The sequence below is a fragment of the Mycobacteriales bacterium genome, from assembly GCA_030697205.1.
Classification (GTDB): domain Bacteria; phylum Actinomycetota; class Actinomycetes; order Mycobacteriales; family SCTD01; genus JAUYQP01.
This window is the reverse complement of sequence record JAUYQP010000055.1, coordinates 1-20,117: the sequence shown is the minus strand read 5'-3', so window position 1 is coordinate 20,117 and position 20,117 is coordinate 1. Positions and strand designations below refer to the sequence as shown.

Genomic DNA, 20,117 nt, shown 5'->3' with positions numbered 1-20,117 from the left:
CGCTGCTGTCAGCGACCGAGCAGCTCCTCGCAGGCAGCGGGCGGCCCGAAGCAGGACTGCGTCTCGCCGGAGAGGTCCGCGACGGCGGCGTAGACCGTCACTCTCAAGAGCTCGACGGCGGTGCAGGCGCCGACCCGCCCCGTGAATCGACTTGCCCGCAGCGCGGGCACGAACAGCACGGCGACCCCCACGACCGCCGGCAACCCCGCCATGGCCCTGATCGGCCAGACCAGCGGCCCGTCGTACCCCTCGGCCTGGAGTCGCCAGCGGAGGACGGCCACCCAGGCCGCACTGAGCGCGAGAACGCAGGACCACCCGATGCGGTGTGGTGCCACCACGGACTTCTGCACGGCGACGGTGGGTAGTACGTGACGTATGGCGCTGTTGACCAAGGACCCGAGGCAGATGCGCAACGGCGCGCTACTCATGATGTTGGTGGTTCCGTTCTTTTACTACGCAGCGTTCTACCGGCGCAATGATCCTTTGTGGGCCGCGCTCGCCTTCGTCCTCGCCTCGACGCTGTTGGCCTTCTGCTGGTGGGCGTTGCGACGTTCCCGCTCGCTCCGGATCGGCTCGCCTACGCAGTCGAGGCCGATGCGGGGACGAGACATCCGTGGCCTCCTTGCGGTGACCTGTCTGGGATGGATCTTCTTCGGCGTGGTCTTCGGGCTCGCCCAGGGAAAGGTGCTGCCCTTCGTGTTGTCGCTCCTCATGGCGGCCGCGCAGGCTGCTCTCGGGGTGTACGCGCACCGACGCGAAGCGAGCGACGCCGACGTCGCTAGCTGATCCGGCCAAGAGGCAGGCGACCGGGACGCGCGCCGAGCTGATCGCTTTGCACAGGCCCGACCTCGTGGCCTTTGCCCTGTAGCGAACACGTCCGTGCAGGAAGGCGATAGAGCCTCGTGTCCTTGTCCGCTTCTGCGCGGGGCGGTGTCTCTTCGTCAGGCAGCGGTGGTGCTGAGGATGGCGTGGAGGCGGTAGGTCGCTGCTGCTGTGGCGCGGGGCTGTTGGGTTGGCGGTGCTGGCAGGGGTGGCGGCCAGACCTGCTCGTGGGTCTCGGCGGGTCGGAAGCCGTGCTGGTCGAGGAGCCGGCCGTCGCGTAGTCGCAGGGTGGCGCCGTCGTGGACACGGCTGTGGCAGCTGCTGCTGCCGGTGCAGAGCGGGGCGCAGTTGACGAGGTCGGTGGTGCCGCCGTTGCGCCACCACAGCGCGTGGTGCAGCTCGAGGCGGTCAGCGGGGGCTTGACAGCCGTCGGTGGCGCACTGCCAGTCCCACTGGGTCATGCTCGCGAGCCATTGCGGGTGGGTGAACACCCGGCTTCCCCGGCCGACGTCGAGCACGGCGCTGTCTTGGTCGAGCACGACCCGGGTGAGGGTCGCGTTGCACAGCAGCATCTCCAGCGTCGACTCCGCGACCGCTGACCCGTCGGGGTAGGTCGCGGGTGGGACGGGGTCCCCGAGCAGCTCCGGAGGCAAGACCGGGTCTGGCCCGGTGGTGTCGGTGTGCGGGAGGAGCTGCCCGTCGCGGCTGAACAACGGCTGGGTCCTCGGATCCGGGAGCCTGGCCCCGGTGTCCGGGCACGTGACCGGGACGCCGTAGAGGTCGCGCATGCTCTGGTGCGCCGCGAGTCGGGCCTCGGGGACGGTGACGACGACCTGCACGCCGCGGCCTCGGGTCACGGTCTCGGTCCGGCTCATCCAGAAGCTGGCGATCCCGACGAGCGCGTCGACGTCACGTTGCGCGGGGCTGCGGGTGTCCCCGGCGGTGTGGTCGTTGCGGCGCCACGCGCTCAACGCGGCTTTCAGGACCTGCCCGCTGTGCGGGTCCAAGGTCCCGATCAGGTTCCACATCCCCGCGAAGCCCTCGGTCAGGGAGGCCTTGCGCTCGGTGACCTTGTCCCGGTCCTCCTGCGCTGCCGGCTCGGGAGCGAGGGCTCGGAGGCGTTTGCCGAGCTCGCGTTGCAGGACGAGGGGGTCGGTGAGCTCCGCGAGATCGCAGAACGCCTGCTGCTGCTCCGCCAACCACTCCGGGCTGTGCAACGCCGTCCCGATGACCCGCTTGTCGAGGAGGTCGAGCTGGGTGAGCAACACCGAGGCGTGCGCGGCACTGATCCGCGCGGACCGCACCAGCCGCTCCACGTCCGGCCGCTCCCGCAGGCCGCGGGCGAGCTTCGCCCACCGGCGCGCCTCCGACGGGCTCATCGGGGCGGACGTCTCGGTCGCCGAATGACGGGCGAGCCACGCCCACTGCGCCTTCGACCCGGTCTGCTGCCACGTCTGGGTCGCGTCCACGACCTGCAACCGGGCCGCGAGAGCGGCCGCGATCTCGGCCTGCATCGCCAGCAGCTCGTGCACATCAGCCGCCGCGACCAGCCCGTCAGCAGAAGGCTCGATCGCGGCCTGCAGCGCAGCACGGGCAGCGGTCACGCGCGCGTCAGTCGGGACCCCCGCTGTCGCCTGCACCACCCTCACCCCCGTACCGGCACCCGAACGCTTGTGCTAATAGTAACCCGGATCTGCGGGATCGCAAGGGGTGTGGACAACTATTTGGTGTCCGCGACCAGACCGGTTTCGGTACGTAGCGAGCCAGTATCTGCAGCGCCCAACGGAGGAATCCCTGCACCCGTAGCTGCATGCAGCCGTGGACATTTCGCGAGCAGCGAGCGTGCCTTCAGCTCTGGCCGTCATCCGCGCGCATAAGGCGCGCGAGGCGGAGCTCGAGGACCGCGAAGACGACGGTCACCGCTGCCGAGACCTCGAGCACCACAGCGCCTGTGGTGGGGAGGTCCACCAGGACGGCGACGGCGAGCGCGCCGATGACCCAGGCGACGGCGAGCTCGCCCGTGACGGTGCCGGCGAGCCGAAGTCGGCGGCCGCTCCACCGCGACGCGAGCCCGACCTCAACGGCCACGAGGAGCAGGACGGCTCCGACGGCTCGGGGCAGCCAGCCCGCGTCGAACCACGAGGTCGGGGCGAGCAGGGCGAGCGCTCCGAAGCCAGCAGTGACGACGGCGTCGGCGAGCAGCACGCGGCGCATCGAGGCGCTCGCACTGGTTGAGGTGACGGAAGGGGCGTGGGCGGTGGTAGCGGTCATGGTGACCTCCAGGTCGTGGGTGGATCGGACGACAGCAGGGTCGGCTCCCGATCGCACGGTGTCGATGACCTCCGAGGTCATGGCCGCAGTGACCTCGTCGTGGCACCGTGCCCACATGACGAACCGGGCCCGCACGACGACGAGCACCGGGCCCGGTGACCTGCTGCGGACCTGGCGCACCCGACGCCGGATGTCCCAGCTCGACCTTGCGTGCCTGGCCGAGGTGAGCACCCGGCACCTGTCGTGCGTGGAGACCGGCCGCAGCCGGCCCAGCCGGTCCTTCCTGCTCCACGTCGCCGAGCACCTCGACGTGCCGTTGCGCGGCCGAAACGAGCTGCTGGTCGCGGCCGGCTTCGCCCCGCTCTACGGCGAGACCGATCTCGACGCGCCGCAGATGGCGCCGGTCCGCCAAGCCCTCGAGCTGGTGCTCGGTCACCACGAGCCCTACCCCGCGGTCGTCGTCGACCGCGGCTGGGACCTCATGCTCGCCAACCAGGGAGCGACGGTCCTGCTCGAGGGCGTCGCCCCGGAAGTGCTCGCGCCCGGTGTCAACGTGCTGCGGGCCGCCCTGCACCCCGACGGCCTCGGCAGTCGCATCCGCGACCTCGACGCCTTCAGCGGTCACGTCCTCGGTCGACTGCGCCGCCAGCTCGCCCTCACCGGCGACCCGGTCCTGCAGGCGCTCTACGACGAGCTCGCCGCCCTGCCCGGGGTGAGTGAGGTTGAGCCGTTCACCGACCACCCGGGCGTGGTCCTCCCGGTGCAGCTGGAGACGCCGGACGGCGTGCTGAGCTTCTTCACGACCGCGGCGACCTTCGGGACGGCCGCGGACGTCACGCTTGCCGAGCTCACCGTCGAGTCGTTCTTCCCGGCCGACGCCGAGACGGAGCGGGTCCTGCGGAGCAGGGACCGGCGTGCCGGTGGCGAAACGAGAGGGTGACAGCCCTCGACCTGCCTGGAGTCCCTTCCGTGTCCCGCCGCACCGCCCCCGCCGCCCTCCTGCTGACCGCCGCCTGCCTCGCCGGCGCCGCCGCCCTCCCGGGGCAGGCAGGGGCGACCGCGGCGCCCGCAGTCGCAGGCCCGCTCGTCAAGGCGATCGTCGCGTTCGACGCCCCGACGGATCGGGCGGACCTGCTGGGGCTGGAGCGCCTCGGGGTCGTCAGCGGCGTACAGCTGCGCAGCATCGACGCGGTCGCCGTCACCGCGCCAATGGCTGTCCTTCAGGCCGCGCGTGCGCTCCCGGGCGTCACGGCTGTCGTCCCGCAGCGCAAGATCACGCTCGACCTCTACCGCTCCAAGGAGCAGATCCGCGCCAACGGCGTCGCCGAGCCCGACACCTACACCAGCGGCGGCGCGCAGCGCACGCGCGACGGCGTCACCGGTGAGGGCGTGACGGTCGGTATCATCGACTCCGGCATCTTCGCGCCCCACCCCGGCTTCGGTGACCGCGTCGTCGGCGGCTACAACTTCGAGCTGTCGAGCCTCGCTGACGCGGGCCTGCTGACGACCGCCCAGCTCGACACCTACTCGGAGTCGACTGGCGAGCTCGCCCTGCAGGACGAGGTCGGCCACGGCACGCACGTCGCCGGCACCGTCGGCGGCGACGGCGGCGGGACGCAGACCGACCGCGACCTGTCCGGTGTCGCCCCGGACGTCTCGCTGGTCTCGCTGAAGATCGCGAGCGCCGTCAACGGCGTCGTCGAGGACATCGGCTTCGAGGAGAACGCCCTCGCGGCCATCGACTACGTCATCCGCCACCCCGACCTCGGCATTCGCCTCACCAACAACTCCTGGGGCCTGCTCGACGCCGAGCCCGGCACGATCCCGGGCGGGATGCCGACCGACTTCGACGCCGCCAACGCGATGGTCGAGAAGGCCAGTGCGGCCGGCGTCACGATGGTCTTCTCCGCCGGCAACGACGGACCCGAGCCCGGCTCCATCAACAAGGACCCAGGAGGTACGCCGTCGGCCATCACCGTCGCTGCGGCCTGCAAGGGCAACGCCCCCGGTCAGGGCGGGTCGTGCCCGGCCGGCCAGATCACCGGCTTCTCGAGCCGTGGGGCCGCGGACGGCACCGGTCCGCAGGTCGACGTGTCCGCGCCCGGCGACCAGATCCTCGCGCCAGTTTCGCCATCGGTGCTCGCCCCGCTCACCGAGTGCGCGGACCCGGCCGAGCCGCTCTACTACTGCATCTCCGGTACGTCGATGGCCGCCCCGCACGTCGCCGGTGTCGTCGCCCTGATGCAGCAGGTCAACCCCGAGCTGCTGCCCGCGCAGGCCGAGCGCTGCCTGACCACCACCGCCGCCGACCTGCTCGCCGTCGGCCGCGACATCCACTCCGGCTTCGGCATGGTAGACACCGTCGAGGCGCTGCGCTGCGCCAACAACCTGCGCGCCGCCGCAGTCGTGCCGCCCACGACCCCGGTCCCGCCGGCCGCGCCGCCCGCACCGGTGAAGCAGCCTTCGGCGGGCCCTCTGCCGGCCACCGGCGCCACCCCGCTGCTGCCGCTGGCCGGCCTCGTCGTGCTCGGTGCCGCAGCGCTGGTCCGCCGCCGGCTCAGCTGACGGGGCCCACCGACAGCGACACCAGGACCGGCTCGCCGGCCTCGTCGGACGCCACCGGGTCGACGACCGCGACGATCCGCCAGTCGCGGTCGCCGGCCGGGTCGTCGAGCAGCTGCACGGCCGTCGTGCCGTCGAAGCTGAAGAAGGCCGGCCCGCGCGCGTCCGGTCCGGTGCCGACGACGGCGTACTCCTCGAAGTAGCCCTCCATCGCGGCCACCCAGTCGACGTCGTCACCGAGCTCGTCGAGCAGGTCGGGGCGGCGCAGCGAGAACAGCTCCACCCGGCGGAACAGCGCGTTGCGCACCAGGACCCGGAAGGCCCGCTCGTTGCGGGTGACCGGTGGGGGAGTGGCCGCGACCGACTGCTCCGGCAGGACGCCGGCGACGAGGTCGGACCACTCGTCGAGCAGCGACGAGTCCACCTGGCGCACCAGCTCGCCGAGCCACTCGATCAGGTCGTCGAGCTCGGGGGTCCGCATCGGGGCGGGCACGGTCTGGCGCAGCGCGCGGTAGCAGTCGGCGAGGTAGCGCAGCACCAGCCCCTCCGAGCGCGCCAGCCCGTAGAACCCGACGTACTCGGTGAAGGTCATGGCCCGCTCCCACAGGTCGCGCACCACCGCCTTCGGCCGCAGCTCGTGGTCGCGCACCCACGGGTGCCCTCCGGCGTAGAGCTCGTAGGCGGGCAGCAGCAGGTCGGCGAGCGGCATCGGGTGCGAGATCTCCTCGAGCCGCTCCATCCGCTCCTCGTACTCCATGCCCTGCGCCTTGAGCTCCGCGACCGCCTCGCCGCGGGCCTTGTGGCGCTGCGCCGACAGGACCTGCCGCGGGTCGTCGAGCACCGACTCGACGACCGACACGACGTCGAGCGCGAAGGTGTCGGACTCCGCGTCGAGCAGCTCGAGCGCGGCGAGGGCGAAGGGCGACAGCGGCTGGTTGAGGGCGAACTCGCGCTGCAGGTCGACGGTCACTTGCACGTCGTCGGGTCCGAGCCGCTCGACGACCCCGGCCGCGAGCAGGGAGCGGTACGCCGCAACGGCCTGTCGCACGAGGACCCGCTGGCGCTGGCGCGACTCGTCGTTGTCGAGCAGCAGCCGCTTCGCGGCCGTGACCGCACCGGGTCCGCGGGAGGCGAGCTGCAGCAGCATCGAGTGCGACACCCGCATCTGCGACCGCAGCGGCTCAGGGTCGGCGGCGACCAGCCGCTCGAAGGTCGGCTGGCCCCACGACACCATCCCCTGCGGGGGCGTCTTCTTCTTGATGCTCTTGAGCTTCTTCGGGTCGCCGGCGGCCTTGGCGATCGAGCGCTCGTTGTCGATGACGTGCTGCGGGGCCTGGACGACGACGTAGCCCGCGGTGTCGAAGCCGGCCCGCCCTGCCCGCCCGGCGACCTGGTGGAACTCGCGGGCCGTGAGCAGCCGCACGCGCGTCCCGTCGTACTTCGACAGCGACGTCATCAGCACCGTGCGGATCGGCACGTTGATGCCGACGCCGAGGGTGTCGGTGCCGCAGACGACCTTGAGCAGCCCGGCCTGGGTGAGCCGCTCGACGACGCGGCGGTACTTCGGGAGCATCCCGGCGTGGTGCACGCCGATGCCGTGGCGCAGCAGCCGTGACAGCACCGGCCCGAAGCCCTTGGCGAAGCGGAAGGCCCCGAGCTCGGCGGCGATCGCGTCCTTCTCCTCGCGGGTGCAGACGTTGAGCGACATCAGCGCCTGGGCCTGCTCGACCGCTCCGGCCTGGGTGGGGTGCACGACGTAGACCGGTGCCTGGCGGGTGTCGAGCAGCTCGGTCAGCGCGTCGTGGACCGGCTGCAGCGAGAAGGTGAACGACAGCGGCACGGGCCGCTCGACCGACGCGACCTCGGTGACGGGCCGACCGCTCCGGTGCTCCATCGAGGCGCGCAGCTCGGTGGTGTCGCCGAGGGTGCCCGACATGAGCAGCATCTGGGTCGACGTCAGCTCGAGCAGCGGCACCTGCCAGGCCCACCCGCGGTCGGGGTCGGCGTAGTAGTGGAACTCGTCCATGACGAGCAGTCCGACGTCGGCCGCCGCGCCCTCGCGCAGGGCCTGGTTGGCGAGGACCTCTGCGGTCGCGCAGATGATCGGGGCGCCCGGGTTGACCGAGGCGTCACCGGTGGCCATCCCGACGAGCTCGGCGCCGAAGACGTCGCAGAGCGCGAAGAACTTCTCGCTCACCAGCGCCTTCAGCGGCGCGGTGTAGAACGACCGGCGCCCGTCGGCGAGCGCGGCGAAGTGCGCCGCCGTCGCCACCAGCGACTTGCCGCTGCCGGTCGGTGTCGCCAGCACGACGTGCTCGCCCGACACCAGCGCGAGCAGCGCGTCCTCCTGCGCGGGGTAGAGCGACAGCCCCTGGGAGGTCGCCCAGGCGACGAAGGCGTCGACGACCGCGTCGGGCGATCGGTCGTCGGGCAGCGTCAGCACGGCGGTCAGGGGACGAGCCTCGCGGACAGGACCGTGGTGGGGTCGCCGTCGACGGTCACCCGCTCGAGCGGGACCCGCTTCCACAGCAGCAGCACGAGGTCGGACGCGGTGCCGCTGACCGTCGCGGCGACGCCGCCGTCGCCGAGCACCCGGTCGAGCGGCGCGTCGGTCGCGACCAGCCGCACGGCCGCGGTCAGCGGGGGGATCCGCTGCATCCGCACCTGGCGTGGCACGAAGACGTCGAGCACCTCGTCGACGCCGTCCGCGGCCAGCGCGGGGTCGAGCGGGACCCCGGTGCCGAGCGCGGCCTGCGCGTCCCACAGGTGCACCGCCGCCTCATGGGCCTGGCGCCGGACCCACCAGCCGACCTGGCGGGGAGGTGCGCCGAAGTGCCAGCACGCGTCGGTCGGGTCGGCCGACGTCAGCCGGTCGACCAGCGCGGCGGCGGAGCCGGCGTACCAGTCCTGGACGGCGGACGGGCCGGGTGCGTCCTCGGGGACAACCGGTGGGGAGTCCGAGAGCGTGGCGGCGACGGCCCAGCGGTGGACGTTGCCGAGGTGGTGCGCGAGGTCGAGCACCCGCCAGTCGGGGCAGGTCGTCACCCTGCGGTTGAGGTCGCTGCAGCCGAGCAGCTGCCCGAAGGCAGCGGTCGACGCCTCGAGGGAGGCGAGCAATGAGAGGGACACGCGGTCGAGGCTAGTGCTGGCGTCGAGGCCCACCGTGCCCGACGATCACCCCATGTCGAGCCCCCTCGCCCGGATCCGCCCCGCGCTGCTGTCGCGGCCCACCGACGAGGCCCACCGCGTCACGACGCTCGAGCTGTTCTTCGACCTCGTCTTCGTCTTCGCCATCACGCAGGTCACGGCGTTCGTCGCGGCCGACCTCACCGCCGACGGCGTGGTCAAGGGCTCGCTGCTCCTCGTGCTGCTGTGGTTCGCGTGGGCGAGCTTCTCCTGGCTCGGCAACCAGGCCAAGGCCGACGAGGGCGTGCTGCGGTTGGGCCTGGTCGCGGCGATGGCCGGGCTGTTCGTCGTGGCGCTGGCCATCCCCGAGTCCTACGGCGACGCCGGCGAGGGCGTCAGCGCGCCGCTGCTGCTGGCGCTCGCGTTGACCTTCGTGCGGCTGTCGCACCTCGTTGTCTACGCCGTGGCCGCGGACGGTGACCGGGCCCTGCTGCGCCAGCTCGGGGTCACCGCGGTGCCGGTCGCCCTGGCCTGCTCGCTGCTGGTCGCGGGCGCGCTGGTCGGTGGTGGCGGTCAGGTGCTCCTGTGGTTCGCGGCCGCTGCCGTCGACATGGCCGCCTACCGCATCGGTGACGCCGCGGACTGGCGGCTCTCGGCTCCCGCCCACTTCGCCGAGCGGCACGGTCTCATCGTCATCATCGCGATCGGCGAGTCGATCGTCGCGATCGGTGTCGGCGTGGGCGGTCTGCCCCTGACCGGAGCGGTCGTGCTCGCCGCCGTCCTCGGGCTGGCCGTGAGCGTCGCCCTGTGGTGGACCTACTTCGACGTCGTCGCGCTGGTCGCCGAGCGGGTGCTCACGAGCAAGGAGGGCCAAGAGCGCAACAGCCTCGCGCGCGACTCCTACAGCTACCTCCACCTGCCGATGGTCGCGGCCATCATCTTCATGGCGGTCGGCATGAAGAAGGTCGTGTCCTACGTCGCCGACACCGAGGGCCACGACCTGTCCGACCCGCTCACCGGCATCCCGCTCGGGCTGCTCTACGGCGGCGCCTCGGTCTACCTGCTCGCCCACATCGCCTTCCGGCTGCGCAACGTGCGCACCCTCAACAAGGCGCGGCTGGTCGTCGCGGTCGGCCTGGTGTCGCTGTCATTGCTGGCGACGAGGCTGCCCGCGCTGGCCTCGCTCGGCCTGCTCGCCGTCGTGCTGCTCGGGCTCGTGGCCTTCGAGTCGCTGCGCTTCTCGGAGGCGCGCGACCGCATCCGCCACGCCGAGCACGAGGTCAGCCGGGGATGAGCAGGGCGAGGGCCTCGGCGACGCAGATGGGGCGCTCGGAGCCCTCCGCCTCGATCTCGACGCGCTGCTTCACGAGCACGCCACGGTCGGTGACGTCGACCGACACCGGCGTCGACCAGGCGCGCACCCGGGTGCCGACCCGCAGCGGCGCGGGGAAGCGCACCTTGTCGCTGCCGTAGTTCAGGCGCGAGGCGAAGCCCTCTGTCGGCATCAGCGGTGACGCGAGCGCGGGCAGCAGCGACACCGTGAGGTAGCCGTGCGCGACGGTGCCCCCGAAGGGGCCCGTCGCGGCGCGCTCGACGTCGACGTGGATCCACTGGTGGTCGTCGGTGGCGTCGGCGAAGCGGTCGACCCGCTCCTGGTCGACGAGCAGCCAGTCGCTCGGGCCGAGCCGGGTGCCCACCAGGGCCTGGATCCTGTCCACACGAGGGTCGGAGGTCATGCGCCCATCCTGGCAGGATGTCGCCGTGCCCCGAGTCACGCACGCCACCGCTGTCGCCCGCGAGGCCCGCATCCTCGAGCTGCGCCTGCAGGGGCTGACGATGGAGCAGGTGGCCCAGGAGATGGGGATCACGACGCAGACCGTCAGCACCTACCTGCGCGGGGTGAAGGACGCGCCGACGCTGCAGGACCGGCTCATCGAGCGCAACCGCAGCCGCAGCCTGTTCGAGCAGATGCGCGTCAAGAAGGCCGTGCGCGAGTACCTCGCGAAGACCAAGGGCACCGTCCTCATGCGCGACCTCGCGGCCCACGCCGGAGTGAGCGAGGCCGAGGTGCGGCCGCTGCTGACCGCGGCCCAGAAGAAGCGCATGCACAAGCACGAGCCCGGTGAGAAGCGCCGTCGCCTGCAGGGCATCACCGACGAGGAGCTGTTCGCGATCGCCTCGGCGCTGGCCGCCACGGGCACCGTCACGGCTGGGCGCTGGGACCGCGAGCGCGACCGAGACGAGGTTCCGTCGGCAGCGTCGCTGGGCTACCGCTTCGGCGGCTGGCTGCTCTTCCTCGAGGTGGCAGGTCAGCCGCTGCCCGACCTCGTCCGCAGCGACCTGCCCCGTGCCTGGACCCGCGAGGCGATGCTCGACGAGGTCGGCCGCTTCCTGGTCCGGCCGCACGGTGACGGCCTGGGCAGCACACCGGCCCAGTGGAACAGCTACGCCGAGGGCAACCCCTTCGCGCCGGCCCTCAACACCCTCACCAACCGCATCGGCAGCTGGGCCGAGATCAAGGCGCAGGCAGCCGCCAGGCGTAGAGAGCAGCCGCGACCGCGGTAGCGAGGTTGAGGCTGCTCACCCCCGCCCGCATCGGCAGCGCGACGACCGCGTCGGCCCGGGCCCGCGCCTCGTCACCGACGCCGTGCCGCTCGCTGCCGACGACCAGCACCGCGTCGTGGGGGAGACCGCTCCAGTCCTCGCCGTCGGCGTCGAGCACGACCACCGGCCCGGTGACGTCGGCGGGGGAGCAGCGCAGCACCGGCAGCGCGAAGTGCAGCCCGGCCGAGCCACGCACGACCGCCGGGTGCCAAGGGTCGAGCGCGCCGTGCACCGCCACCCCGCTCGCGCCGGCGGCGGCCGCGACGCGCACCGCCGCGCCCGCGTTGCCGGGGTGGCGCACCCCGTCGAGCAGCACCAGGGGAGCGGTGCGGGCGAGGAGCACACCCCCGTCGTACGCCGGACGCGTGGCCGTGCCCTCGACGCCTGTCGGGTGTTCGACCGGGCCCACCTCGGCGCGGTCGAGCAGGGCCTCGGCCACGTCTGGGGCGAGATCGCGGGCCAGCGCCGCGGCCGCGTCGCGGTCGGCGACGCGGACCGACACCACGAGGTCCGGGGCGAAGCGCAGCGCGTGCTTGACGGCGTGGAACCCTTCGAGGCGCACGGGCTCGGCGGTGGTCACAGCACGACAGGGAAGCAGATCCGTCGTACGATGGTTGTGATGGTTGCGAGTTCAACCACATGGAGGACCTGATGCCCGCTGTCACCGCTGACACCCTGACCCTGCCCCGCGTGTCCCCTGCCGGGCTCGGCGACGTCGTCCGACCGGTCCGGTCGGTGACGACCGCGCCGCAGGGCTACGAGGGCGAGGGCTTCCCCGTCCGCCGCGCCTTCGCCGGCGTCGACACCCGCGAGCTCGACCCCTTCATCATGATGGACCAGATGGGCGAGGTGGAGTACGCGCCGGGCGAGCCCAAGGGCACGAACTGGCACCCTCACCGCGGCTTCGAGACCGTCACCTACATCCTCGACGGCGCCTTCCAGCACCAGGACAGCCATGGCGGCGGCGGCATGATCACCGACGGCGCGACGCAGTGGATGACCGCCGGCTCGGGGATCCTGCACATCGAGACCCCGCCCGCCGAGCTGGTCGAGTCCGGCGGCGTCTTCCACGGCATCCAGCTGTGGGTCAACCTGCCGGGCGTCGAGAAGATGACCGCCCCGGCCTACCAGAACCTCGAGGGCGGCGACTCGGTCCTGCTCGCATCCTCCGACGGCGGCTCGCTGATCCGGCTCATCGCCGGTGACCTCGGCGGCCACGTCGGCCCCGGCTCGACCCGCACCCCGATCACCCTGGCGCACGCCTCGATCAGCCCGGGCGCGGAGCTCGACGTGCCGTGGAACCCGCTGTTCAACGCGCTCGTCTACGTCCTCGGTGGCACCGGCACGATCGGCGGACAGCCGATCCGCACCGGGCAGACCGCGGTGCTCGGCGCCGGTGACCGGCTGGTCGTGCGCGCCGACGCGAGCCAGGAGTCGCGCCACGGCGCGCTGGAGGTGATGGTCCTCGGCGGTCAGCCGATCCGGGAGCCGGTCGCGCAGTACGGCCCGTTCGTCATGAACACCCGCTGGCAGCTGCAGCAGGCCGTCGAGGACTTCCAGTCCGGCACGTTCGGCGCCATCCCGCCGGGCGCCCTCATGCCGCACGTCGTCCGGTAGTCAGTCCACCAGGGCGCTGTAGACGAGCTGGCGCAGCTGCGGGCGCAACGGGTAGGTGCTCGAGGGCACCAGCTGGGTGAACAGCAGCGCCGTGACCTGCTCGACCGGGTCGACCCAGAACGCCGTCGAGGCGAGCCCGCCCCAGAAGAGCTCGCCCGGGCTCGACATCGTCTTGGCCGGCCGCGGGTCCTCCATCACGGCGAAGCCGAGGCCGAAGCCGACCCCGTCGAAGACGGTCTCGGCGAAGCCGCCGGTGTTGTGGTGGCCGAGGTCGAGCCCGCCGGGCAGGTGGTTGCGGGCCATGTAGGCCAGGGTCCGGGTGCCGAGCAGGCGGACGCCGTCGAGCTCCCCGCCGCGCAGCAGCAGCTGGGTGAAGCGGTGGTAGTCGTCGGCGGAGGACACCAGCCCGCCGCCGCCGGACAGCATCGCGGGCTCGGTGCGTGCGCGGTCGCCGAGGGCGTCGTAGCGCAGTGCCCTGCCCGTGGTCGGGTCGGGGGCGTAGAGGGCGCCGAGCCGCGGCGAGTCCGACCAGAAAGCGGTGTCGGTCATGCCGAGCGGCCCGGTGATCCGCTCGGCGAAGAACTCCGCGAGGGTCTGCCCGCTGACGACCTCGATGAGCCGGCCGAGGACGTCGGTCGCGACGGAGTAGCCCCAGGCGCTGCCCGGCTGGAACAGCAGCGGCAGGCCCGCCCAGGCGTCGCACGCGGCCGCGAGGTCCATGCCCTCGGGGGCCCCCAGCTCGAAGCCGTGGGCCCGGTAGATCGCGTCGACGGTCGAGGTGCCGAGGAAGCCGTAGGTGAGACCGGCCGTGTGGGTGAGCAGGTGCCAGACGCGCACCGGCTCGGCCGCCGGCACCGTGAAGGGCTTGGCCGCAGAGCCCTTGTCGAAGACGCGCAGGTCGGCGAAGGACGGGATCCAGCGCGACACCGGGTCGGTGAGCTGGAAGGCGCCCTCCTCCCACAGCATCATCGCCGCGACGCTCGTGACCGGCTTGGTCATCGAGTAGATCCGCCACAGGGTGTCGGGCTCGACCGGCAGGCCGGCCTCGCGGTCGCGCAGGCCGTGGGTGGAGGCGTGGACGACCTGGCCCCTGCGCGTCACCGCGATCTGCCAGCCGCTGAGCAGGTCGTCGTCGACGTAGCGCGCGAAGTGGGAGTCGATGCGGGCGAGCCGCGCCGGGTCGAAGCCGAGCTCGGCGGGGTCTGCGGTCACCTTCATGCGGCCTGATCCTGCCGGAAGGCCGCGCGGTGCGGTCCGCGCGGGTCGAGCTCGCGGACCAGCCGGGTGAGGTCGGACAGGATCGCGCCGCGCGCGAGCCACGCGTCGTCGCGCAGGGCGCCGGTCTGCGGCCCGTGGGCCACCGCGGTCGCGAGCGCCTCTCGGGCCTGCTCCACCGCCCGATCCAGCTGGTCGGCGGGGCTGTCCTGGCGGACGACGGCCTGGTGGACCAGCAGTGCCCGACCGACCGCCGACAGGGCAGCGGGGTAGACCGCCGGGAGCTCGACCTCGCCGTGGACCCGGGCCAGGTCGAACAGCGTGCGGGTCGTCCCGCGGGCCTGCGTGACGACGTGGTCGAGCGCGAGGACGGCCTCGGCGAGCCGGTCGACCCGGTCGGCTGCGCGTCTCTTGCGCGGGTTGAAGCGCAGGCTGTCGTGCGCGGCGTCGAGCGCGGAGCGGGCCCGGTCGAGGCTGCCCGGCAGCTGTCGCGAGGCGGTCAGCCAGCCGCGCGCCGTCGGCTGGTCGAAGCGGGTCGCGACGCCGGAGCCGAGCGTCGTCAGCAACGCAGCAAGGTCGGCGGTGAGCGCCGCGACGGCCGCCTCGGCCGGACCGAGCCGGATCTGCGGCGCGACGGCCAGGTTGACGAGCACCCCGACGACCGCGCCGATCGCGGTGTCCTCGACGCGGGCGACGACGACGTCGCCCTGGGTGCCGACGATGAGCACGAGCAGCGCGCTCACGGGGACCTGCACCGCCCCGGCCGGTCCGAGCCGGACCAGCCTGCCGACCACCAGCCCGCCCGCGACCAGCAGCCCGATCGACAGCGCCGACAGGCCGACGGCCCGGGCCAGCAGCAGTGCGACGAGGACGCCGGCCACGACACCGACGAAGCGCTCCACCGCCTCGCGCACTGATCGGCGCACCGTGATCTGCACGACGAGCAGGGCAGTCAGCGGGGCGAACACCGGTGTCTGCTCGCCGGTGAGCAGCCGCGCGGACTCCCAGGCGAGGGTGGCAGCGAGCGCGGTCTTGAGGATCTGCAGCGCGGTCACGCGCCGTTCGCCTCTGGTCCGGGTCTGCCTCACGCCGCTCATCCTGCCGGTCGGCTCCGTAGGATCGGGGCGTGCCCCGCTACGACTATCGCTGCCGGACCTGCGACGCCTCCTTCGAGGTGACCCGGTCGATGACCGACACGGCTCCCGCCAGCTGCCCTGACGGTCACACCGACTGCTCGCGGGTCTTCACCGCGGTGGCCGTTGGCGGTTCGGCAGCGGCGCCTGCTCCCGCGGGCGGCTGCTGCGGCGGCGGCTGCTGCGGCTGAGATCACGCTTGCCGGCACCCCTGCCGGGGTAGCCCCGACGGCATGACGACCTCACCTGTCGCGGCCGATGACCGCACGGCCCCCGACGGGCGGCAGCGCTCGCCGAGCCCGCGGCAGCTGCTGGCCAGCACCGTCTCGCTCGCCCGCCGGCTGCCCGGCATGGCGCTCACCACCTGGCGCTGGACCCGCAGCACCGCGCTCGTCAGGCGCAGCGTCATCGACTGTCAGGGCACGCCACCCGCTCCCGACGGCGATCGACCCCTTCCCGGTGACGAGGCGTCGCTGCTGCGTCGCACCCAGGGTCGAGGTCGCACCTACCGACGCCTCTACGCCGTCGTCGTCGACGACGCGCGGGTCGGTCCGCAGGAGCTGGTGTCGCGGCTGCTCGTCGACCCCAACCGGGCGTCGCCGACGGAGGTCGCGACGTTCGAGGCGGTCTCGCGCGACCGCTCGCCCGGCGCGGAGTTCGCGGTGCGGATGCCCGGCCCGTGGGACGCGCCGGTGCGGGTCGTCGAGCGGACCCCGACGTCGTTCCGCCTCGCGACCCTGCGCGGCCACATGGAGGCCGGCGAGATCGAGTTCCGCGCGTCGGACGCGCCCGGCGGGCGGCTGCTGTTCGAGATCGAGTCGTGGACCCGCAGCGGAGACCGGCTGTTCGACCTGCTCTACGACAAGGTGCCGCTCGCGCGCGAGATGCAGCTGCACATGTGGACGCAGGTCTGCGAGGCGGCGGTGCGGATGGCCGGCGGCAACGCCCCCGACGGAGTGACCGCGACGACCTGGCGGTGGCCCCGTGGTTGACGTCCGGCTGCTCGGCTCGCACGACGCCTTGGCCGAGCTCGCCAAGCTGCACGACGTCGACGTCAACTACGTCCTCGAGGGCGCACCGACGGTCGAGGACGGGTGGTCGTTCGACGACTACTGCCAGAAGCTCGCCGTCGAGGCCCCCGGCCCGCCCGAGCCCGGCGGTGCCTTCGCTGTCGCGTGCCGGCTGGTGCGCGACTACGAGTTCGCCGACCCCGCCATCATCAAGGCGGTGTGGCTGCCGGAGAGCCCGCTCGAGCAGCGCGACATGCTCCTGTCCGGCCGCTTCGGCCCGCTGCGCTTCCTGCTCGGCGTGCGGGTGTCGTCCGTCGTCGACGAGCAGGTCGTCGAGGACGGCCGACTGCTGCAGGTCTACGGCTGGTGCTACCGCACCTTGCACGGCCACCTCGAGGCGGGCGAGATGTGCTGGCGCGTGGTCAAGCTGCTCGACACCGGTGAGGTGCAGTTCCGGGTCTGCCGCTACATGAAGACCGGCCGCATCCCCAACCCGGTGGTGCGCCTGGGCTGGGCGACCTTCGGCCGTGCGATGCAGGTGCTGTTCGTCCGCCGCTCGATGTCGCGGATGCGTCGCCTCGTAGAGGCCGAGCTGCTCGCCGGTGGGAGCTCGGGTGGCGTGCGTCGGGCAGCCACCCGCATCGAGGTCAACCAGCCCGACGCCTGACGGGATCCCGGGCTGGTCAGACGGGGGGCGTGTCGCCGGGGCGCGGCTGCTCGGCGAGGAAGCGCTCGAGCTCGGCGCCGAGCTCGTCGGCGGAGGGCAGCTCGGACTCGGCCAGCAGCGAGCGCCCCTGCCCGGCGACGAAGGCGTCGTACTGCTCCTCGAGGCCAGTGACGACGGCGCTGACCTCCTCGGAGCCCGCGATCTGCTCGTCGATGGACACCCGGGTCGTCTCGGCGGCGGCGACCAGCTCGTCGAGGGGGAGCACGAGCCCACCGACCTTGGCGACCTCGCGCAGCAGCGAGACCGCGGCCGCGGGGTACTCCGTCTGCGACAGGTAGTGCGGCACGTGGGCGGCGAAGCCCATCGTGTCGTAGCCGGCCTGACCGAGCCGGAACTCGATGAGGTGACCGGCCGACGCAGGGACCTGCACGGAGCTGATCCACGGCTGGTAGCCCTCGAGCAGCTCCGGGCGCGAGCCGTGGGCGATGACGCCCGGCGGGCGGGTGTGGGGGATGCCCATCGGGATGGCGTTGAGGCCGACCGACAGCCGGACCTTGAGGCGGTCGACGAGGATGCGGACCGCCGCGACGAAGCGCTCCCACTGCACATCGGGCTCCGGGCCGGTGAGCAGCAGGAAGGGCGTGCCGGCGGCGTCGTGGAGCAGGTGCAGCGCGAGCGAGGGGTCGTCGTAGGACTCCCAGTGGTCCTCGGCGAAGAGCATGATCGGGCGGCGCGCGCGGTAGTCGAGGAGCAGGTCGACGTCGAAGCGCGCGACGACCTGCGACGGCAGTGACGTGAGCAGGTGCTGCACGGCGATCCGCTTGGCGCCGCCCGCGTCGATGAAGCCGTCGAGGGCCTGCACGAGCACCGGCCGGCCCATCTCAGGGCGGTCGGGGTCGAGGTCGAACAGCTCAGCGGGGTCGCGCACGTGATCAGTCTCCACCAGGGTTCTCGGGGCCGTCGTCAAGGCCAACGCGCGACCCGCCGGGACGCTTCCACAGGGCAGCGTCCGGGCCCGTCACGCCTGCGATGATGGAGCCGTGGCCCCGACCTCTGCACCGGCGGTCTCGAGCCGGGTGCTGAGCCTGCTGGAGACCGCGCTCGGCGTGCTGCCCGGCGCCGCGGTCCGCGAGGGTCAGCGGCAGATGGTCGTGGCCGTCGACCGGGCGCTGCGCAACCGCGAGCACCTGCTCGTGCAGGCCGGCACCGGCACCGGCAAGTCGCTCGGCTACCTCGTGCCAGCCCTCGCGTCCGGTCGCACGGTCGTCATCGCGACCGCCACCAAGGCGCTGCAGGCGCAGCTCGTCGACAAGGACCTCCCGCGCCTCGTGGAGGCGCTCGCGGCCAAGCTCGGCCGCACGCCGACCTACGCGCTGGCCAAGGGCCGCAGCAACTACCTGTGCCTGCAGCAGCTCCACGACGGGCCCGGCGCGCGCGAGCCGGAGCAGGACGAGCTGTTCGCCGGCCCGACCTCCGACCTCGGCCGCACGGTGCTCCGGCTGCGCGAGTGGGCCTCCGAGACCGAGACCGGTGACCGCGACGAGGTGCCCTTCCCGGTGGCCGACCGCGCCTGGCGGCAGGTGTCGGTGAGCGCCCGCGAGTGCCTCGGCACGAAGTGCCCCGACCGGGTCGACTGCTTCGCCGAGAAGGCCCGCGAGACCGCGAAGGAGGCCGACATCGTCGTCGCCAACCACGCGCTGCTCGCTCTCGACGCCTTCACCGGCGTCACGGTCCTGCCCGAGCACGACGCGGTCGTCATCGACGAGGCGCACGAGTTCGTCGACTCGGCGACCGACGCTCTGACCTCCGAGCTCACCCACCAGGAGGTACGCCGGGCCTGTGCCGCCGCGAAGCCCGACCTGTCGGCCACCGTGCTCGACCGCTTCGAGCAGGCGCGGGACGCCTTCGAGGGGGTGCAGGTCCTGCTGCAACCCGGGTGGATCCCGCAGCTGCCCGACGAGGTGCGCGACGTGCTCGGCCTCGTGCAGGAGGCGGCCACCGCGGCCGCGCGCGAGGTCGGCTCCGGGGCCGACGGCGACGACGAGGTCGAGCAGGCCACCCGCGAGCGGGTCAAGCTCCAACTGCAGGGCGTCGCCGACGCGGCCCGCGAGATCGCGTCGCCGTCGGAGCGGGCCGCGGTCTACGTCACGACCACCGGCGCGCTGCGGGTGTCGCCGCTGTCTGTCGGCTACGCCCTGCGCTCCCAGCTGTTCGGTGAGCGCACCGTCGTCGCGACCTCGGCGACGCTGACGCTCGGCGGGTCGTTCCGCCACACCGCCCACCAGCTCGGTCTCGACCTGCCCGCGACCGACGATGACCCGGCGCCGCGCTGGGACTCCGTCGACGTGGGCAGCCCCTTCGACTACCCGCGGCAGGGCCAGCTGTGGATCGCCGCCGAGCTGCCGCCCCCGACCCAGCCGTCGTGGGCCGCCGAGGTCGATGCGCTGCTCGCTGAGCTCCTCACGGCAGCCGGCGGGAGGACCCTCGGGCTCTTCAGCTCGACAGCCGCCGCGGCCCGCGCGGCCGAGTCGGTGCGTGCCGCGACCGACCTGCCGGTGCTGCTGCAGGGCGAGGACTCCGTCGGGGCGCTCGTGCACGCCTTCGCCTCCGACGCGCGGACCTGCCTGTTCGGCACCCGGTCGTTCTGGCAGGGCGTCGACGTGCCCGGCTCGGCCTGCCAGCTCGTCGTCATCGACCGGATCCCGTTCTCCCACGTCGACGACCCATTGCAGAAGGCGCGCCTGGCCGACGCGGGCTCCGCGGGCTTCCGCGAGGTGAGCCTGCCGCCAGCCGCGGTGCTGCTCGCCCAGGGCGCCGGCCGACTGGTCCGCGCGACGTCGGACCGCGGCGTGGTCGCCGTGCTCGACCCGCGGCTCGCGACCGCCGGCTACTCCCGCACCCTGCTCGACACGCTGCCCGGCTTCTACCGCGCGCGGTCCAAGGACGCGGTCCTCGCGTCGCTGCGGGCCATCGACGAGACGGCCGCGCCGCTGTCACCGGTCGGCCCGCCCCCGTCGCAGCGCCGCCGGTCCTGACAGCCCGCCCCGCCCGCCCGCCCCCGCCCCGCCCCGACCCGACCGCCCCGCGCCC

Annotated in this window: 20 protein-coding genes; 10 read left to right on the top strand and 10 right to left on the bottom strand. The window is 73.1% G+C overall.

Annotated elements, in window-relative coordinates; all coding sequences use genetic code 11:
- Positions 1 to 8 precede the first annotated feature (8 nt).
- A complete protein-coding gene (locus tag Q8R60_18385; protein ID MDP3714439.1) occupies positions 9 to 350 on the bottom strand; it encodes a hypothetical protein in 342 nt (113 codons plus the stop codon).
- 25 nt (positions 351 to 375) lie between these two features.
- Between Q8R60_18385 and Q8R60_18380 the strand changes: the two genes are divergently transcribed.
- The gene (locus Q8R60_18380) at positions 376 to 786 is read left to right on the top strand and encodes a hypothetical protein (GenBank protein MDP3714438.1); all 411 of its coding nucleotides are present in this window, start codon (positions 376 to 378) and stop codon (positions 784 to 786) included.
- A 155-nt stretch (positions 787 to 941) separates the two neighbouring features.
- Here Q8R60_18380 and Q8R60_18375 read toward each other — a convergent pair whose 3' ends face one another.
- Together Q8R60_18375 and Q8R60_18370 are read right to left on the bottom strand one after the other, a co-directional pair.
- Positions 942 to 2,426: a DUF222 domain-containing protein gene (locus Q8R60_18375; protein ID MDP3714437.1), complete on the bottom strand. Its 1,485-nt coding sequence runs from the start codon at positions 2,424 to 2,426 to the stop codon at positions 942 to 944.
- A 244-nt stretch (positions 2,427 to 2,670) separates the two neighbouring features.
- Entirely contained in the window at positions 2,671 to 3,093 is a 423-nt protein-coding gene (locus Q8R60_18370; GenBank protein ID MDP3714436.1) for a hypothetical protein, read from the bottom strand.
- A gap of 115 nt (positions 3,094 to 3,208) precedes the next feature.
- Here Q8R60_18370 and Q8R60_18365 point away from each other — a divergent pair, with 115 nt between their 5' ends.
- Together Q8R60_18365 and Q8R60_18360 are read left to right on the top strand one after the other, a co-directional pair.
- On the top strand, positions 3,209 to 4,033 hold the full coding sequence (locus Q8R60_18365) for a helix-turn-helix transcriptional regulator (GenBank protein MDP3714435.1): 825 nt from the start codon (positions 3,209 to 3,211) through the stop codon (positions 4,031 to 4,033).
- 29 nt (positions 4,034 to 4,062) lie between these two features.
- Positions 4,063 to 5,658 carry a S8 family serine peptidase gene (locus Q8R60_18360; GenBank protein ID MDP3714434.1) on the top strand — a complete coding sequence of 532 codons (1,596 nt, stop codon included), beginning with the start codon at positions 4,063 to 4,065 and terminating at the stop codon, positions 5,656 to 5,658.
- Here Q8R60_18360 and Q8R60_18355 read toward each other — a convergent pair.
- Both Q8R60_18355 and Q8R60_18350 read right to left on the bottom strand, forming a co-directional pair.
- The gene (locus tag Q8R60_18355; GenBank protein MDP3714433.1) at positions 5,651 to 8,098 is read right to left on the bottom strand and encodes a DUF3516 domain-containing protein; all 2,448 of its coding nucleotides are present in this window, start codon (positions 8,096 to 8,098) and stop codon (positions 5,651 to 5,653) included. The two genes, Q8R60_18360 and Q8R60_18355, sit on opposite strands and share 8 nt — an antisense overlap.
- A 5-nt stretch (positions 8,099 to 8,103) precedes the next feature.
- Positions 8,104 to 8,784 carry a maleylpyruvate isomerase family mycothiol-dependent enzyme gene (locus Q8R60_18350; GenBank protein ID MDP3714432.1) on the bottom strand — a complete coding sequence of 227 codons (681 nt, stop codon included), beginning with the start codon at positions 8,782 to 8,784 and terminating at the stop codon, positions 8,104 to 8,106.
- Positions 8,785 to 8,836: 52 nt separating this feature from the next.
- Between Q8R60_18350 and Q8R60_18345 the strand changes: the two genes are divergently transcribed.
- Complete coding sequence (locus tag Q8R60_18345) at positions 8,837 to 10,075, top strand: low temperature requirement protein A (protein MDP3714431.1); 1,239 nt, start codon at positions 8,837 to 8,839, stop codon at positions 10,073 to 10,075.
- On the opposite strand, the gene Q8R60_18340 is transcribed toward Q8R60_18345, so the two are convergent.
- Positions 10,062 to 10,517 (bottom strand): MaoC family dehydratase, encoded by a 456-nt coding sequence (locus tag Q8R60_18340; GenBank protein ID MDP3714430.1) that lies wholly within the window; start codon positions 10,515 to 10,517, stop codon positions 10,062 to 10,064. The genes Q8R60_18345 and Q8R60_18340 overlap by 14 nt on opposite strands.
- 25 nt (positions 10,518 to 10,542) lie before the next feature.
- Between Q8R60_18340 and Q8R60_18335 the strand changes: the two genes are divergently transcribed.
- Positions 10,543 to 11,346 carry a LuxR C-terminal-related transcriptional regulator gene (locus Q8R60_18335; GenBank protein MDP3714429.1) on the top strand — a complete coding sequence of 268 codons (804 nt, stop codon included), beginning with the start codon at positions 10,543 to 10,545 and terminating at the stop codon, positions 11,344 to 11,346.
- Here the strand turns inward: Q8R60_18335 and Q8R60_18330 are convergent.
- Positions 11,297 to 11,965: a TrmH family RNA methyltransferase gene (locus Q8R60_18330; protein ID MDP3714428.1), complete on the bottom strand. Its 669-nt coding sequence runs from the start codon at positions 11,963 to 11,965 to the stop codon at positions 11,297 to 11,299. The two genes, Q8R60_18335 and Q8R60_18330, sit on opposite strands and share 50 nt — an antisense overlap.
- 71 nt (positions 11,966 to 12,036) lie before the next feature.
- Here Q8R60_18330 and Q8R60_18325 point away from each other — a divergent pair, with 71 nt between their 5' ends.
- Positions 12,037 to 13,002, top strand: a complete 966-nt coding sequence (locus Q8R60_18325; GenBank protein MDP3714427.1) for a pirin family protein — start codon at positions 12,037 to 12,039, stop codon at positions 13,000 to 13,002.
- Here Q8R60_18325 and Q8R60_18320 read toward each other — a convergent pair whose 3' ends face one another.
- Together Q8R60_18320 and Q8R60_18315 are read right to left on the bottom strand one after the other, a co-directional pair.
- Positions 13,003 to 14,220: a serine hydrolase domain-containing protein gene (locus Q8R60_18320; protein ID MDP3714426.1), complete on the bottom strand. Its 1,218-nt coding sequence runs from the start codon at positions 14,218 to 14,220 to the stop codon at positions 13,003 to 13,005.
- A complete protein-coding gene (locus Q8R60_18315) occupies positions 14,217 to 15,272 on the bottom strand; it encodes an aromatic acid exporter family protein (GenBank protein ID MDP3714425.1) in 1,056 nt (351 codons plus the stop codon). The genes Q8R60_18320 and Q8R60_18315 overlap by 4 nt, the downstream gene beginning before the upstream one ends.
- 71 nt (positions 15,273 to 15,343) lie before the next feature.
- Between Q8R60_18315 and Q8R60_18310 the strand changes: the two genes are divergently transcribed.
- From Q8R60_18310 to Q8R60_18300, 3 genes are read left to right on the top strand one after another with little or no spacing between them, the layout of a single operon-like run.
- Entirely contained in the window at positions 15,344 to 15,541 is a 198-nt protein-coding gene (locus Q8R60_18310; protein MDP3714424.1) for a zinc ribbon domain-containing protein, read from the top strand.
- A gap of 42 nt (positions 15,542 to 15,583) precedes the next feature.
- A complete protein-coding gene (locus tag Q8R60_18305) occupies positions 15,584 to 16,342 on the top strand; it encodes a DUF1990 family protein (GenBank protein ID MDP3714423.1) in 759 nt (252 codons plus the stop codon).
- Positions 16,335 to 17,027 (top strand): DUF1990 family protein, encoded by a 693-nt coding sequence (locus Q8R60_18300; protein MDP3714422.1) that lies wholly within the window; start codon positions 16,335 to 16,337, stop codon positions 17,025 to 17,027. Before Q8R60_18305 ends, Q8R60_18300 begins: the two co-directional genes overlap by 8 nt.
- A 16-nt stretch (positions 17,028 to 17,043) precedes the next feature.
- Here Q8R60_18300 and Q8R60_18295 read toward each other — a convergent pair whose 3' ends face one another.
- Entirely contained in the window at positions 17,044 to 17,907 is an 864-nt protein-coding gene (locus Q8R60_18295) for a PAC2 family protein (GenBank protein MDP3714421.1), read from the bottom strand.
- Positions 17,908 to 18,067: 160 nt separating this feature from the next.
- Between Q8R60_18295 and Q8R60_18290 the strand changes: the two genes are divergently transcribed.
- Positions 18,068 to 20,062 (top strand): ATP-dependent DNA helicase, encoded by a 1,995-nt coding sequence (locus Q8R60_18290; protein ID MDP3714420.1) that lies wholly within the window; start codon positions 18,068 to 18,070, stop codon positions 20,060 to 20,062.
- The last annotated feature ends 55 nt before the right edge of the window (positions 20,063 to 20,117 follow it).

Excerpts from the sequence above, each read along its gene's own strand:
- Q8R60_18380 (MDP3714438.1), top strand. The coding sequence starts at position 376 with ATGGCGCTGTTGACCAAGGACCCGAGGCAGATGCGCAACGGCGCGCTA.
- Q8R60_18370 (MDP3714436.1), bottom strand. The coding sequence starts at position 3,093 with ATGACCGCTACCACCGCCCACGCCCCTTCCGTCACCTCAACCAGTGCG.
- Q8R60_18365 (MDP3714435.1), top strand. The coding sequence starts at position 3,209 with ATGACGAACCGGGCCCGCACGACGACGAGCACCGGGCCCGGTGACCTG.
- Q8R60_18345 (MDP3714431.1), top strand. The coding sequence starts at position 8,837 with ATGTCGAGCCCCCTCGCCCGGATCCGCCCCGCGCTGCTGTCGCGGCCC.
- Q8R60_18340 (MDP3714430.1), bottom strand. The coding sequence starts at position 10,517 with ATGACCTCCGACCCTCGTGTGGACAGGATCCAGGCCCTGGTGGGCACC.
- Q8R60_18325 (MDP3714427.1), top strand. The coding sequence starts at position 12,037 with ATGCCCGCTGTCACCGCTGACACCCTGACCCTGCCCCGCGTGTCCCCT.
- Q8R60_18320 (MDP3714426.1), bottom strand. The coding sequence starts at position 14,220 with ATGAAGGTGACCGCAGACCCCGCCGAGCTCGGCTTCGACCCGGCGCGG.
- Q8R60_18305 (MDP3714423.1), top strand. The coding sequence starts at position 15,584 with ATGACGACCTCACCTGTCGCGGCCGATGACCGCACGGCCCCCGACGGG.
- Q8R60_18295 (MDP3714421.1), bottom strand. The coding sequence starts at position 17,907 with ATGGGCCGGCCGGTGCTCGTGCAGGCCCTCGACGGCTTCATCGACGCG.